We start from the raw sequence: 15,410 nt of genomic DNA, 5'->3' as shown, positions 1-15,410 counted from the left end.
CTCTGGAAGTCAGCGCTACTCGTCTGCCATCAACTTGGGTTCTACGAATCAGAGTGTGCATCGACCAAACTCAACGAAGGGCGCGATCTGGTGCATCTCCGGATTCGTGCGAGAGTTCGTTGTTCACGTGTGTGAATTTCCCGCCACCCCGCGCGACAAGGACTGCTAGTACTGATAGCAGCGAAATTACGGCGATGTAGATGGAGGTCAACCACACTTCACCGTCTGCGACGACAATAAGCGCCGTCGCCACCATCGGCACCGTGCCAGCCACTATCGCACCGCTCACCTCGCGGCCGACTGCGATCCCACTGAACCGGTAGCGCGTCGGGAACAGATTGGCCAGGAAGCTTCCCTGCGAGCCTCCGCACGCCCCGATGATAATAAGGTTCGCGATGGCCATAGCGCCGACAACCAAGACGAAACGGCCGCTCTGAAGGGCCAACATCATCGGGTAAGCGAAAGCGATTCCAGATAGTCCACCAAACGCAAGCACCTTCGGGGCCCCAAATCGATCGACAGCTAATCCTCCGATCGGGGACCCGATCAGCATAAACAGACCCGCAATGCTGACTGCTGCCAATGCCTGAGTGCGCGAGAGCGATGTATACGTGGTCAGATATGAAAGAGAAAAGGTATTCAATAGATAGACGTACACGTAGAGGCCGTTGCATGCCAACAATGCGGCGATGAGTTGGCGGGGACTACAGCGCACCAATTCGCCCAATGGAGTCCGGTTCTCTGCGTTTCCGTTCTCCATTTTGACTACCGCCTCGACATAGGCCGGAGTTTCCTCCAGCCGTCGACGAATGTAGAGGGCGAGAACGAAAAGAATCGCCGATCCGATGAACGGTATGCGCCATGCCCAGCCGAGCAGGACGTCATCGGACATACCTGAGACCAGCAAGAAGGACATTGTCGCCAAGGTTATGCCCGCGGCCGGAGTCGCATTCAGCATGCCAGTGAAGAACCCGCGACGCTGAGCCGGCGCGTACTCGGCGACCAGAGTGAATGCACCCGCCAACTCGGCGCCTGCTCCGAACCCTTGCACACACCGGAAGAAGACCAGCAAGATCGGCGCCCAGATCCCAATCTGTTCAGCAGTGGGCAGCATTCCGATCGCGACGGTGGCAGTGCCCATCAACACTATCGAGATGATCATGGCCGGCTTGCGCCCGACTGTGTCACCGACATGAGAAAGCACGATCCCACCGATCGGCCGAACAACGAACCCAACCGCGAAAGTCGCGAAAGCCGCAAGTGCGCCAACAACGGAGACGGAATCAGGGAAGAACAACCGGCTGATGATCAGGCCGGAGGCGGCGCCATACAACGCGTAGTCATACCACTCGACCACCGTTCCGACCATAGCGGCACCAAATGCGCGACGGGCCGCCGGAGTCAACCGTTCCGAATGATTGTTACTGAGGTCGATCACTATCGACTCCTTCAGGCAAATAGGAGTGACCGTAGACAGAAGAGTCGGTGGTCGTGAGTTAACTCACAACCTAGACCGGCAGAGCGGTCACGTCAACATGATGTTGAAGACTTATCCAAAAAGTTGCAGCGGCGGTTCTGGTGCCAACGATCCAAACTCCGGCCAGTCGTTCGCAGCGCCTGCAGTGTGGCGTGAACGTCGCGGCCGCGAAGGCAGCCGACGACGTGCGCCGAGATCGACTCCCCGCTCAACCGGCTGACACCCGGCACGGCGGGGGCCGTTGATGCCGCGTGGCTCGTTTCCAGCGGCTGATACCACCACTCGAGGAAGACCGAGCCGAAATCGGTGCCGACCAGGAAATAGAGAAGTGGTTGATCGTGCCAGAGGATTGGCGAATCGGCGTGTGGCTCTTGCCATCAAAAACCACGGCGCCGCACATGCTGTGACAGCATCTCGGCGCAACGGGCACGTGGGCATGTTGCGCATTCGTAACCTTCGCAGTCTCAGCGCTTGAATGCTGCAAATATCCTCATGTGCAACATTTTTCACCGCCGAGGCCAAGCGATAGCTTCAGCTATGACGCTTCCGCGAAATCGGGTAGCCGTCCCATTCGGGAACAGACCCTGACCACGATGATGAGAGGATGCGATGACCATTTCGCGCACGACAGCATTGCTCGCAGGACCCGATGTAGTGGGCCCGGACCTGATTGTTGAGGAGAGGGATGCGGTCGTAACATCGACCTTCAACCGACCCGACAAGCTCAATGCTCTGACACCGCAGATGTACCAAGATCTCGGACGGTCTGCGCCGCGGGTTGCATCGCTCCCGCATGATTCTTTTGTCCCCCATGGGTGCCGCCGGACGTTTGTGCCACGCCGGCACCCATGGAAGTCCCTGTAGTTCGTCAGATGTGCGAAGCCATCACTTGCTCTTGGGACCGAATGGCTCGGGCCGGAACTTTCCGTCGCGTTGGCGTAGGAACTCGCGGAGCCCGCCCTCGCGCTGCGCTTCGAGCAGTTCCTGCCGGTCGGGACCGTGGGAGCTGTGGGCTAATCCGGAGAGCACGCCATTAAGTAGCATCCCGCTGCCGACACCTGAGGCCTGCAGCCCAGCCATTGTGATTGCCTTGTTCAGTCGAAGTGAGGCAAGAGGCACCTTGGCGATCCGTGAGGCCAGTTCACGCGTGGCGGTGGCGAGGTCGGATCGCGGGACGACCTCGTTCACCAGGCCCATCCTGTACGCCTCCTGCGCATCGAAATGATCTCCAGTGAGTGCGTAGCGGTTGGCGTTCTTCCACCCTGCGAGGGCGGCGAAGAGAAATGTCGTGTTCGAGATGTGCCGAACCTCGGGTTGCCCGAACACGGCGTCTTCGGATGCAACCGTCAGGTCACAGGCCAACTGGTACCAGAACCCACCGCCCATGACGTACCCCTGGGTAGATGCGATCACGGGCTTATCGAGCCGCCACAGCCGCATCATATTGTCCACAGACTGGCGGTCCCAGCGATACCAGAACGTCAGGTAGTCCTCGATGGTCTCCCCCACCGGGTCGATGATGCCCATCTTCTCCGGGCGTTCGGGGTCGAGCGTCCCGATGTCATAACCGGAGGAAAAGTGGTTGCCGGCGGCCGAAAGCACGATGACTTTGACCTCGGGATCGATATCGGCCCGTTGGAGCGCTTCGTGCATCTCAGTCTCCATCTCGGGACTGATCGCATTCATCCTCTCGGGTTGTGCGAGCTCGATCTCGGCGATCCGATCGCTGACCGTGTAGTTGATCTGTGTGTACATAACGTCCTTCGATAGATTTTTCAGAACTGAATGGGGGCACACGCTGAGGCGTGAATACCCAGGACAACGGCGTCCCTGGGAGTGAACGGCGTCGAACCACCCGCGGGCTGGCGCACGGTGAATTCGAGGCCGTCGCAGTCGACCCGATAGACCATCGAGCTGCCGACGAAGCTGGCGGTGAGGATGCTGCCGTGGATCGTGGGAGTTGCGGCGAAGACCTGTTCGGGCTGCTCACCCGCTCGGTGGAGTTCAGCGCGCTCCGGCCGGACAAGTATTGCGGTGGCACTCTCAGGCGTGTCACGCTCGACGCAAAGGTCGAATCCGTAGATGGTGTGGAAGACCCTGCCTCCCTGCTGTTCTGGACCGACACGACCGCGGATCAGATTGGATTCGCCCAAGAACTCAGCGACGAAGCTGTCGGCGGGGCGCTCGTATACCTCCCGAGGATGACCGACCTGAAGGATTCGCCCTTCGTTCATCACGGCAATGCGGTCGGACAGAACGAACGCCTCGGTCTGGTCGTGTGTGACACAGAGAACCGTGACACCGACCGCTTGCTGGATCCGTTTGATCTCTTCCTGCATCTGTTCGCGCAGCCGCTTGTCCAGTGCACTGAGCGGTTCGTCCATGATGAGCAACGGTGGATCGAAGACCAGCGCTCGGGCAAGAGCAACCCGCTGCTGTTGACCTCCGCTCAGCTGTGGGATGCGTCGCGAACCGTAGCCGGCGAGTCCGACAAGTTCGAGGAACTCCTCGGCCCGGCTGCGAGCCGCCGCGCGACTCACCCCTCGCTGGCGCAGTGGGAACTCGACGTTCGCGGACACCGACATGTGGGGGAAGAGGGCATAGTTCTGGAACACAACTCCAATGTTCCGTTGGTACGGCGGTACAACGGTGATGGACTCACCGTCCATCACGATGTCGCCGGAGTCGGGGGTCACGAACCCTGCGATCATCATCATGGTCGTGGTCTTTCCCGACCCGCTGGGACCGAGCAGGGTGATGAGTTCGTTGCTCGCGACGTCGAGGCTCACGTCGTATACAACCTGAGATCCCCCATAGGATTTGTTCAGGTTCTTGAGCTGAAGTTTGGTGTCCGACGGTACCGCCGCCCCGGACTTGCGGCTTCGCTTTGCAGCAGCGTTGTTGTGCTTCGGGATCCGATGATCGGTGGTGGTCATGCGCGCACTCGCTTCGACAGTCGGCGCGCACCCAGGGCGGCGCCCATTAACAGGACGGTGAAGAGAATCATCACGGTTGAGACGACCGCAATGATCGGGTCGACTTGGAGAAGGATCCCGTCCCACATGCGTTTGGGCAGGGTTTCGGACTGTGGGCCACCGAGAAAGATTGCGGTGACGACTTCGTTGAAGGAGAAGACGAACGCAAACAGTCCGCCGGTGACGATTCCCGGCCGAATTGACGGGTAGACAACGCGAGCAAAAGCCACCCATGGCTTCGCGCCCAGGCTCTGTGCCGCGACCAACTGTGCCTTGTCGAATTGGTCGAACGACGCATTGATCGCGAGAAAGGCCAACGGGACTCCGAGCATGCCCTGGACGAGAGCCAGCCCGACGATGCTGTCCGATAGGCCACGAGGTGCGAAGTATCCGTAGGCGGCAACCGCCACGACAATCAGCGGTACGACGAGGGGCAGCATGACCAGTAGCTGGACCACCCCGCGTCCGCGGATGCGCGAGATGTTGACCGCATACGCGGTCGGTGTCGCCACAGCCACCGCGAGGATCATCGCCAGGACACCGACCTCAAAGGTATGGATGGTCGCACGCCGCCATTCGACACTGGTGAAGAACTCCTGATAGTTCGCCACCGACCAGTTCGGCGGTGGGAACTCCAGTGTCAGAGACGAACTGAACGACATCGGGATGATGATCAGCAATGGCAGCAGCAGGAAGATGATCGCCAGAACCGCGATGATGTCCAGCGCAACGGCGCCCGACTTGGTCGCCGCACTGTGGTTTGTCTCGCGCATCACAGACCTCTGAGGTTTTTGAGTGAGAACAGTCGGTTGTACAGGGCAAGCAGGCCGAGACTGACGACCAGGAGCACCAGCGACAGCGCACCGGCCAGCTGGAAATCAAGTAGCTGCTGCACCACCTTGGCGACTCTCTGCGAGATCATCACGGTCTCTGGTCCTCCCAACAGCTCTGGGGTGATGTAGAAGCCGAGCGTGATCACGAAGACGAGTAGACATCCTGCCGCGATACCGGGGAGCGTCGCCGGGACGTAGATCCGCCAGAAGGCGACGATGGGCCGGGCACCCAGGCTGGCCGCCGCCGTCATCGTCCGGTCATCGACCCGCTGCATTGTTGAGTAGAGGGTCAACGCCATGTAGGGCAGCATGATATTGACCATGCCAACGATCGCCCCGGCCGGGTTGTAGAGCATCTGGGGGAGGTTGCTGACTCCCACCGCCTCGGCCACCGCAGCGAAGACGCCGTTCTTGCCGAGCAGGATCATCCATGCAAAAGTCCGGATCAAGAGCCCTGTCCAGAACGACAGCAGGAGCAGCCCTGCCACTACGGGAGCAAACCGGGCCCACCTGGTGGCCATGCGATGTGCGACGAGATATCCCAGGACAAGACAGATGACGGTGACTGCCGTCGAGATCACCAACGTGTTCACGAGCGATCGTCGATAGATGTCGCTGGCGGCTATCTGTTGATAGACGTCGAACGTCCATGAGCCTGACGGATCCTGAAAACTCCGTATCAGGATGAACCCCAGGGGAATGATGAGTGCGGCGCCGACCAATCCCAGAAGCGGAAGCAATAGCACATACCCAGACAGGTCCCTGACGGAGCGCCGCCTAGCCCTCCCGCCGGCACGCGCTGGTGGTGTTGCGAGTGTTGTTGCCATCTGAGTCTCCAATGCGAGCGAGTGGATGGTGCTGTGGGAAGCAGCGGCTCACCCCTGAGAGAGCCAGTTCTGCCACCGAGGAAGCACATCTCCGAGGTTCTCGCCCCACCACTGACCGTCGATCTCGAATTCGACGTCACCGTGCAGCGGTGATCCGGGCTGAAGTGCAGCCTCCTCGGGTGACAACAGGTCGAAGGCGCTCGGCACACTCGGTCCGTAGCCGAGCGTCTCGGCGAAGTTCGCCTGCTTCTGAGGATCGAGCGCGGCGTTGATGAACTCCATTGCCTTCCCTGCGTTGGGGGTGCCTTTGGGCACGATCCACCGGTTCACCGCCAAACCCGCTTGGTTCCAGACCTGAGTCAGCGGCTGCCCCTGCCGGATCAGGTCGGTAGCGCGACCGTTCCACATCATCATCAGATCGACTTCACCGTCCTGGAACAACTGCTGTGACTGCGCGCCCTGCTGCCACCAGATCTTGATATGCGGCTTGATCTCGTCCAGCTTCTTGAACGCTCGGTCGAGCTTCTCGTCATCGAGCGGGTAAAGCTGGTCCGGCGTCATCCCGTCGGCCAGGAGGGCGAACTCGATGTTGCCGATGGGGCTGTCCCACAGCGCCCGGTCACCCGGGAACTTGGCGACATCGTAGAAGTCAGCCCAGGATTGGGGCCCCTGCTGCGTGAACTTGTCCGAGTTGTAGACCAGTTGGTAACTGATGCTGTTCGCTTTGACTCCGTACTCCTCGTACACGTCCGGGGGAACATCACCCGCCTTCTTGACGACGGTGTAGTCGATGGGCTCCAGCAGCCCCTCGCCGACGGCCTGGAAGTACTCCGACGAAGAAAGCGAACTGGTGTCGACGTCGTAGGTCTTGTTGGTTACGCCGGCCTTGATCTTCGCCAGCGATACCGGGCTCACCTCGGCGACCTTGATCCCGGTCGCCTCCGTGAACGGCCCGTAGTACGCGCCGCGCTCGGCTTCGGTGAAGACCCCTCCCCAGGTCATGACCCGTAGCGAGTCACTCGATGACGCGGTGCTTCCGCCACAGCCGGCAAGGACCGCGGACCCTACGGCAAACACCATTCCGAGGGCTGCGCCTCGGTAGGCGGGTCGACGACCAGTAAGACGACTGATCATGGCATACCCGGTTCTACGTTCATGACAAATACCCGGCCTTCTGTCGGAGGATGGTCACGGAAAGTGTGCTGATTCACACCTTCGACGTTTTGAGATTTATAGAATTGTGTGAAAAACTTCACCTACTTGTCAAGCGCAATGCGCGATCGGACATCCGGGAGCACGGGCTCTCGGATGGACACGAGGATGCAACCGAGTCAATAGAAGGAGAGGTCCAGTGCCAGAACAGCACACGGAAGTACGACGACCATCCCTGCCACTTGCGGACGTACTGAAGGCGCTCGGCGACCCCACTCGCTTGGAGATCATCCGACAGATGTCGGTTGATGGAGAGGTTGCGTGCACCACTCTAGAAAAGACTCTGCATGTCTCGAAGGCGACGATCTCGTATCACATCAAGACGCTCCACAACGTTGACCTTGTCACGATCCGCAAAGAAGGTCGCTTCTACTTCTACGCGCTGCGCGCCGAAGCCCTGGAGGCCTACGTGCCCGGATTCAGCGCCCACCTTCGCACTCTCCCGAGGATCTGACATGCTCACTTCCTCGCCCCGCACCGGTACCTCATGCGACAACATCGCCCGACTGATGGCGCCCCGATCCATCGCGATCCTGGGATGTTCGGAGAACAATGCCGGAGGTACCGCCCTGCAAAACCTGCTGGCCAACGGCTACAAGGGACGCATATACCCCGTACACCCCGCGCATGACTCCGTCGCCGGGTTGGACGCATACCCCACTCTCGAGAGCATTCCGGCGGACGTCGACTGCTGCATCATTGCGTTGCGCGCCGAATTGGTTCCGGACGCGATCGACCAGCTGCACGCCAAGGGCATAAGCGCAGCAGTTATCTTCGCTAGCGGCTTCGGTGAACTCGGTGAGCACGGCAATGCGATCCAGGCAGACCTGTCGCGCAAGCTCGCAGAGTATGGAATCGCTGCGTGCGGACCGAACTGCTTGGGAGTGCTCTCCTTCGAGCATCACACCGCGATGTACTACGCCGGCATCGACCTTGAGGGCCGACGCGGACCGATCGGATTCGTTTCCCACAGCGGGTCCTCCTGCATCGCGGTCACCAACGCGGACCGAGGCACTGGCTTCAGCTACGTCATCTCCTGCGGAAATGAGGCAGGCCTGTCCGTCGCGGACTATGTCCGCTTCCTCGCCGATGACCCCGCCACTGAGGTGATCGGCCTGCATCTGGAGGCTGTGCGTGACGCCGCAGGCCTTGCCGAGGCTGCCAGGTATGCCTTGACCCAGAACAAACCGGTGGTTGTGCTGAAACTGGGCCGGACCGACGCAGGACAGCGCACTGCAGCAGCACATTCGGGCGCGCTGGCGACGCCCCACGCGCTCGCCGAAGCCTACTTCGCGCGACACGGCATGATCCTGGTCGACAGTCTGGAAGAATTCCTGGAGACCTGCGAACTCATGGTGCACCTCCGCTCGAATCCCCCGACGTCCGACGGCGTCGCCGTCACCGCCGTCTCGGGCGGGATGGCCGGACTGTCCGCCGACATCGGGACGGAATCGGGCGTTCGCTTCGCTGCACTCACCGACCAGACCAGGCAAGCGCTAACCCATACGCTCACTGCCCACAGCACACCCGCCAACCCGTTGGATGTCACCCTCGCCTTGAACGACCCAGCGGCCTACCGTCGCTGCATCGAGATCCTGGACGAGGATCCGACGGTGGGTCTCATCGTTGTCTGCCAGGGTGCCGAACCCGGCCTCAACGAACAGCAACGAGCCTTGTATGCCCCGATCGGACACATGGTCGCCGACTTGTCCGCGACAATACGGACCCCGATCGTCAGCTTCAGCCCGGTCGCCGGGGGTCTCGAACCCACCTTCAATCGGCTACTGCGCTCGGCTGGTGTGGCGCACCTGATGGGAGCAGTGGCCAGCCTGAAGGCAGTTCGGAATGGTGTGGCCTGGTGCCGGGGCCGCGAGCAGTCCCTGGTGCCGCCCCATACCTCGATCGCAGCGCCGACGAGACTGCCGCTTGGCGACCAGAAGACGCTCAGCGAGCACCGCGGCAAGCAACTCTTGGCTAGTTACGGGATTGCAACGCCCAAAGAGATCATGGTCAACTCCGCGAGCGAGGCCGCAGAGGCTGCAGATCAGCTCGGCTATCCGGTGGTGCTGAAGGTCGACACGCCAGACATCACACACAAGACCGACGCGGGGATCGTCGCACTGGGACTGACCACTTCCACCCAGGTCCGGGACGCATACACAACTATCGTCGAGAACGCGCACCGATATGCACCCGGGGCTCGGATCAACGGCGTCTCCGTACAAGAACTTGTGCGTCCGGGGATCGAAATGATGATCGGAGTCAAGAACGATCCAATGCTCGGTCCTGCGGTAGTAGTCGGCGCCGGCGGAATCTACACCGAGATATTGAACGACGTCGCTGTGCGCCTCGCCCCGATAACGCCTCAGCAAGCCGAGGACATGATCACCTCCCTGCGCAGTTACCCGCTTCTGCGCGGGGCGAGAGGCACCGCGCCCGCCGATGTCAAAGCCCTGACCGACGCCGTACACGCAGTGGGCGCCCTGGCCTGGCACTACCGGGACGAAATCGAGGAACTCGACATCAACCCGGCCGTCGTGCTGGATGAAGGCTCGGGCCTGGTGGCTCTCGATGCCCTCGTGGTGCGCAAGGCTTAGCTTAGTCGGGGGCCGAATTTCCTTATGGTCGAAGTGGTTCGCGAGCCGTCGGACCGACGGTTCGCGGCCCCATGGCTATGCCGAGGCTTCACCACTCGATTCATTTGCACGGTTGCGGCTCTGACGCAGCATCTCGTTCCATCAAAGCTTTTTCGGGGCTGCCGAATTCCCAGACGAGGTGGTGCGTTCGGCTGGGAAAACAACCGATGCCCCTGGCTCCCAAATCCTCGTAGTGGATCCGACGTCAGGTGGACCACCGATATGCGTTAACAACTGGTATCCGTACTACGGGTTGAGCTTTCAGCTCACGTAGCACACAGCGTAAACCGCAGAGACCAGATTCGAAAACAACTGGCACCGACCGACGCATGCCGTGGACTCTGCGGTCAGCCAGCACCAATAGCATCTGATCCCACCAGGAAGAACTCTGACCATGAATGTCGAGTATCAGCACGACCCGCAATCGCCTGATGGGGATCAGGAGCTCAACGGTCAGCTGCGCAGGTACAGGGAAGAACGCCGTCGGCGAATCGTTCAGTCCAGGCGCGCCCAACGCTGTCCCCCCGGTCATAGTAGCGAGGCCGACGAAATCATTCGTTTCGCTCAGATCTGGGCGCCATACGGCGGCGCGTCCGCGGAGGAAACATTCTACATTTTCGGAATCTCGATCCCGCGATTCGTCGACAAGCTCTGGGAGGCTGTTCACGAAGCTGGATGCGACTCGACTGTCGTGAGGCAACTCGCTCACGTCTACCCAACGCGCACCCCTGTGGAGGGGAAGGACAGTCGTTCCAGTGACAGATTTGTGGTTGGAACGTTGATCGCAGTCCAATGACGACATTCATCGACGCGGCCGATCAGGGAGTAGGAGGAGAAACCTTGGGCCAGTGCGCCATCCAGCAATATCTGGCTTCCTATTTCATTCCGTAACTGGATTTCTTTTCGGCTGCGCCACATGCTCATCCTTCATGCTGTGATTGCGTGTGCCAGTGTGATCACATTGCCAGCATCGCGTGACCGTCATCGTCGTCGTGGGCTCGACCGAGACCAGCCCGGAGAATCCGCCGACCTCCTCGAGGGATCGGGACACCACCCAGTAGGCCAGGGCGAGGATCAAAGGGGTGGAGATCAACGACACCCAGTACATCCCTGGGTATCCGTAGCACGTGGTGATGCACATCAAGATGCTCGCCGCGATCATCACCGCCGCCCAGGCGGCGTACGATTGCCAGCCCAGAGCCTGCGCGGTGAGGTCGCCGATCGATGATGACGCCGTACCAGCCGACTTGGGTGCCGCCGAGCAGTACCGAGGCGAGTTTGGACCCGCGAGTGCCGAAGCTGTAGCGCGCCATGATGACGGTCGTCAGCCCGTGCGTGCCCCGACGAACCCCATCATGGAAACGTATGCGCCCAGGATCGCCGAACCGCCGGCGATCACCATCATCAGCTTCTCGAATGCGAAGGCGGTGCCGAGCGCCGCGCCGGCCAGCATGGTCCTGGTGGGCCCTGCGCGAGTTCGGTCCACCTTCACCGTCGTCGACGAGCTGCTGCGCCGGGCCCTGCGGCTCGGGCGGTGCGCACGCTCGGGTGGTGGCGCCGGCCCAGCAGCTGTCCGACATCTCGGCGGCAGTCGGCCAGGCCCGCGAGGTCGTCCAGATCTCCCGGCGTTTCGGCACCGGGACCGGGGTGATCCTCTCGCGGGACGTCGGGGTCCAACGGTTGCTCGCTGCCGATTTGGTGCCGGCCGCGCTCACCACGTTCATCGCCGAACAGCTCGGCTCCGTGATCGCCTCTGACACCACACATTCCGCAGATCTCGGGCGGACCCTGGATGCGTATCTCGCGACCCGGGGCAGCAAGGCCCGGACCGCGGTCGTTCTGGGGTTCGACGTCAGTCCCGCTATGCCCGGCTGACGCGTCTCGAGAAGCTGCTGGGTGCGTCTCTCGACGATCCGGCACAGTTGGTGTGTCTCGGCCTCGCACGAGGGCGTGGCGCATGCGGACCGGCCTTGATCCGCAGGCCTCGTTCGAGCGTTCTCGACACGGCCACCGCTGATCGGCTACAAACCCTCCATCTCCACGACCCGCAATGCAAGCGCCACATCCAAGCGCAGTATCGGATCCGTCGTGAAAGGGCCGACGATGCTCTCCAACTTGCCGATCCGGTAACGCAAGGTGTTGTAGTGGAAATGCAGGACGCGTGCAGTCTCGGCGACGTTGCAGTTGGTGTCCAGGAGTGCCTGCATCGTCAGGCGGAGATCGATCGCCTCGTCGGCGTCGCCCGCCAGCGACCCGAGGACCTCCGTGGCGAAGGCTTGGAGTTCAGCGCTGTCGTCGACCAGGGAGAGCAGTCTGTGCACGCCCAGGCCGTCGAAGTGTGCGACAGAACCGTTCCCGCGCATGCGCCGCCCCACCGTCACCGCCTTCCGCGCCTGGTCGTACGCCTGCGGGATGCCGGCCACCGAGTCGATGACGCGACTGACTCCGGTGCAGAACGAATGCCGGCCGCCTCCACGGTCACCGGTGACGGCCGCGATCAGTTCCTCGATCACCGTTTTGGTGTCACTGCCGTCCACCGGAATCAAGGCCACCACTTCATGACTGAAGCCAACTACCGGTGCGAACCGATCCCTGCGACGGACCACCTGCTGCCAGGCAGCGGTGAGCCGCTGTTGCGGCATTCGCCCGGCAACCGGCGGGCGGATCGTCCGGCCGGCCGTCGCCGGATCGGCGTCCGGGTCGAGCTCGGCGACAACGACCACCATGCTGCGGTTCACGTCCCATTCGAGCTGCGCGCAGTGTTCCGTGATCTGGGCGGTCGTCCCTGCGGTGCCGTTGAGAACATCGCGCAGGAAGTCGCCGCGAAATTTGGATTCGACGGCCGACACCGCGAGTTGCTTGGTGACCGCCAACGCGACAACGGTGGCGGCGCGCTCGAGCGCTTGCACGGTGACAGGGCCCAGCCCGCCGTCCTCCACGAAGGCGACGATGAGGCCGTGGTCGGTGCCGCCGGCGAACACCGGCGCGACGGCGATCTCACCTGCCTCGGTGCCCGGTGCCGGCTGCAGGCCGTGGTGTAGGCGCTCGGTACGAAGCCGGCCGGACGGGTCGAACAGCGGCAACCCGTGCAGCGCCTGCAGGTTGGGAGTCGCACCAGCTGTCGTCTGCACTCGCCCGTCGGGCGTGCAGATGAGGACCGCGGCGTCGAACAGCGCCGCGACCTCGTCCGCGATCTGCGGCAGATCGCCGCCCTCGAGGACGATCTTGGTCAGGGCACGGTGCATGCGGTCCGCAACGTCCAGTGCCCACGCCTGACGATCGACGAGGTGGGTGAACACCTCGGACATCACCTCGTCGAATCCGATCTCCCGCGGGATGAGGAACAGCGGAAGCGCGAGGCGGTCGGACGCCTCGAGCATCGCGGCGGGAAGCTCGTCGAGGTAGCGGCCCTCCTTCACACCGAGTGCGGCCGCGCCGCGCTGGGCGAGACCTTCGATGAGCTCGACCAGCGCGGCGGGGTCGAACGGCTGGCCCGAGTCGGCATGCCGCAGAGGGAATCCGGTGGTGATCAACAGTTCGTGCGGTTTGACCCACGGCAGTATGTCCGGCACCTCGATGACGTTGACCCGAAGGACGATCTGCTCCAGGCCGCCAGCCCCCGCGATCAGCTTGGAGCCGGTCAGGCTAGGCAGGGTCAGCAGCTCCCGAACCGTCAACGCGTACCCGACGGGTGTTGGCAAATCATGTGCCTGTGATCGCTCTCCGTTGGCAACATCTTCCATGAACCAACCGTACCCGGGCGACGATACAGCGGCCGCGTCACCAGCACGGCTCAGCCCGGGAGGAGCGCGGGTGGTAGCACACGCTCCACCCAGTTCGTTGCCTGCTCGTACGCGTGGGCGAGTTGGAGAACGGCCCGGTCTGCGCCGTGCCGTCCAATGATCTGAATTCCCATGGGAAGCCCGCGGTCATCGAATCCGACCGGCATCGCAGCAACCGGAAGACTCGTCATCGTCCACGGTGCGACGGTCTCCATCCACCGGTGATAGGTATCCATCGGCCGGCCAGCGATCGTCGTGGGCCAGTGTGTGGTCTTGTCGAACGGAAACACCTGGGCACTGGGCGCGAGGATGTAGTCATAGGTTTCGAACATCTTCGTGAGGGCCGCCTGCCAGTCGTTGCGGGCCGCCGCAGCCTTGGTGACGTCGAGCGCGGAGAGAGCGATTCCGTGCTCCATCTCCCACACGAATTCGGGCTTCATCTGCGCGCGTGTCTGCGGGTCGTCGTAGAGGTCGACCAAGCCGAGTTGCGCCCACCAGCGCCACCTCAGAAACAGCTGCCAGATGTCTTCGGGCTTGTAGTCGGGGAGCGCCGCCTCGACGCGGCAACCGATGTTCGCGAACGCGTCGAATGCGGACTCGCACAACTCGAGGACTCCGGGTTCCGTCGCCAGATACCCGCCCCAGTCCCCCACCCATGCGATCCGCGTCCCGCGGAAGTCACGGTCGAGGCTCCGGGTGAATACCTCGGGGTCCTCGTCGATGCCCAGCGGGGCGTTGGCGTCGGGACCCGCCATCGTGGACAGCAGGTGCGCCACATCAGCCACCGACCGTCCCATCGGACCGACCACCGCACCCTGAGCGACGAAACCGGCCTCCGGGATGCGGCCCCACGACGGGCGAAAGCCCACAACATTATTGAAGGCCGGCGGATTGCGCAGCGAGCCCATGTAGTCGCTGCCGTCGGCGACCGGAACCATCCGCAACGCCAGGGCCGCAGCAGCGCCGCCGCTGCTTCCACCGGCGGTGCGTGAGGTGTCGTACGGTGTCGCCGTCGTGCCCCAGACCGGGTTGTACGTTTGGGATCCGAGTCCGAACTCGGGGGTGTTGGTCTTGCCGATGATGATGGCACCGGCTGCCCTGATCCGGGTGACGAACAGCTCGTCCGCGTCGGCGATCCGGTCGGCAAAGATGGGCGATCCGGAGGTGAACGGTAGGCCCTTGACCGCGGAGAGGTCCTTGACGGCGTGTGGGAACCCGTGCATCCAGCCCAGGTAGTGCCCGTCGGCCAGTTGGCGGTCCCGCTCGCGCGCCTCGGCCAGCAACTCGTCCCGGTCACGCAGGGCGACGATGGCGTTGACACTGCGATTGTGCAATTCGATGTGGTCGAGATAGGCGGTCATGACGTCGATGCACGACACCTGGCGGCTCTTGATCGCACTACTGAGCGTCAGCGCGTCACACATGACGAGCTCTCCGTATTCGCGCGGCTGGCACGAGGGTCCCGTGCGAGGGCCGGAATCGCCGACGGTGACGGGGTCGATGACGTGTGACATGGGTGAACCTCTCCACGTTTCAAAAACGAATACCGGCGAACCGCCGACGTGCATGGACTCCGACCGCAGCATCGTTCACAATCGGCGGTCGGTGTGGTCGAGGTCGCGCCGCGGCCCGGTTACCGGGCCGCGACGCAACCTCACTCACGGTGTG

13 protein-coding genes are annotated in these 15,410 nt (G+C 62.3%); 3 read left to right on the top strand and 10 right to left on the bottom strand.

What is annotated here, in order from left to right:
* Nucleotides 1-70: 70 nt before the first annotated feature.
* The 6 genes from CJ179_RS36715 to CJ179_RS36685 all read right to left on the bottom strand — a co-directional run bounded on the left by CJ179_RS36715 (nt 71) and on the right by CJ179_RS36685 (nt 7,114).
* A complete protein-coding gene (locus tag CJ179_RS36715) occupies nt 71-1,438 on the bottom strand; it encodes an MFS transporter (RefSeq protein ID WP_218834884.1) in 1,368 nt (455 codons plus the stop codon).
* 924 nt (nt 1,439-2,362) lie between these two features.
* On the bottom strand, nt 2,363-3,232 hold the full coding sequence (locus CJ179_RS36705; protein WP_095864696.1) for an enoyl-CoA hydratase/isomerase family protein: 870 nt from the start codon (nt 3,230-3,232) through the stop codon (nt 2,363-2,365).
* Nucleotides 3,233-3,252: 20 nt separating this feature from the next.
* Nucleotides 3,253-4,413 (bottom strand): ABC transporter ATP-binding protein, encoded by a 1,161-nt coding sequence (locus tag CJ179_RS36700; protein WP_095864695.1) that lies wholly within the window; start codon nt 4,411-4,413, stop codon nt 3,253-3,255.
* Entirely contained in the window at nt 4,410-5,225 is an 816-nt protein-coding gene (locus CJ179_RS36695; RefSeq protein ID WP_095864694.1) for an ABC transporter permease, read from the bottom strand. The genes CJ179_RS36700 and CJ179_RS36695 overlap by 4 nt, the downstream gene beginning before the upstream one ends.
* A complete protein-coding gene (locus CJ179_RS36690) occupies nt 5,225-6,112 on the bottom strand; it encodes an ABC transporter permease (protein ID WP_095864693.1) in 888 nt (295 codons plus the stop codon). The genes CJ179_RS36695 and CJ179_RS36690 overlap by 1 nt, the downstream gene beginning before the upstream one ends.
* 48 nt (nt 6,113-6,160) lie before the next feature.
* Nucleotides 6,161-7,114 carry an ABC transporter substrate-binding protein gene (locus tag CJ179_RS36685; protein WP_179377786.1) on the bottom strand — a complete coding sequence of 318 codons (954 nt, stop codon included), beginning with the start codon at nt 7,112-7,114 and terminating at the stop codon, nt 6,161-6,163.
* Between the two features lie 349 nt (nt 7,115-7,463).
* On the opposite strand from CJ179_RS36685, the gene CJ179_RS36680 reads away from it, so the two are divergent.
* Nucleotides 7,464-7,778, top strand: a complete 315-nt coding sequence (locus tag CJ179_RS36680; RefSeq protein ID WP_257015964.1) for a helix-turn-helix transcriptional regulator — start codon at nt 7,464-7,466, stop codon at nt 7,776-7,778.
* 1 nt (nt 7,779) lies between these two features.
* Nucleotides 7,780-9,921: an acetate--CoA ligase family protein gene (locus CJ179_RS36675; protein ID WP_179377785.1), complete on the top strand. Its 2,142-nt coding sequence runs from the start codon at nt 7,780-7,782 to the stop codon at nt 9,919-9,921.
* A 919-nt stretch (nt 9,922-10,840) separates the two neighbouring features.
* Here CJ179_RS36675 and CJ179_RS53285 read toward each other — a convergent pair.
* Nucleotides 10,841-11,059, bottom strand: coding sequence for a hypothetical protein (locus CJ179_RS53285; RefSeq protein WP_257015963.1), 219 nt, complete (start codon nt 11,057-11,059; stop codon nt 10,841-10,843).
* Between the two features lie 225 nt (nt 11,060-11,284).
* Nucleotides 11,285-11,446, bottom strand: coding sequence for a hypothetical protein (locus tag CJ179_RS53280; RefSeq protein WP_257015962.1), 162 nt, complete (start codon nt 11,444-11,446; stop codon nt 11,285-11,287).
* 65 nt (nt 11,447-11,511) lie between these two features.
* On the opposite strand from CJ179_RS53280, the gene CJ179_RS53275 reads away from it, so the two are divergent.
* Nucleotides 11,512-11,835 (top strand): hypothetical protein, encoded by a 324-nt coding sequence (locus tag CJ179_RS53275; protein WP_257015961.1) that lies wholly within the window; start codon nt 11,512-11,514, stop codon nt 11,833-11,835.
* Between the two features lie 146 nt (nt 11,836-11,981).
* On the opposite strand, the gene CJ179_RS36655 is transcribed toward CJ179_RS53275, so the two are convergent.
* Nucleotides 11,982-13,661, bottom strand: coding sequence for a PucR family transcriptional regulator (locus CJ179_RS36655; protein ID WP_257015960.1), 1,680 nt, complete (start codon nt 13,659-13,661; stop codon nt 11,982-11,984).
* A 92-nt stretch (nt 13,662-13,753) separates the two neighbouring features.
* On the bottom strand, nt 13,754-15,256 hold the full coding sequence (locus tag CJ179_RS36650; RefSeq protein WP_095864688.1) for an amidase: 1,503 nt from the start codon (nt 15,254-15,256) through the stop codon (nt 13,754-13,756).
* Between the last annotated feature and the right edge of the window lie 154 nt (nt 15,257-15,410).

The organism is Rhodococcus sp. ACS1, assembly GCF_002300155.1.
In the GTDB taxonomy this organism is placed as follows: domain Bacteria; phylum Actinomycetota; class Actinomycetes; order Mycobacteriales; family Mycobacteriaceae; genus Rhodococcus_F; species Rhodococcus_F koreensis.
Note: the sequence above shows the minus strand (reverse complement) of the source record. Positions and strands in the feature narration are given on the sequence as shown.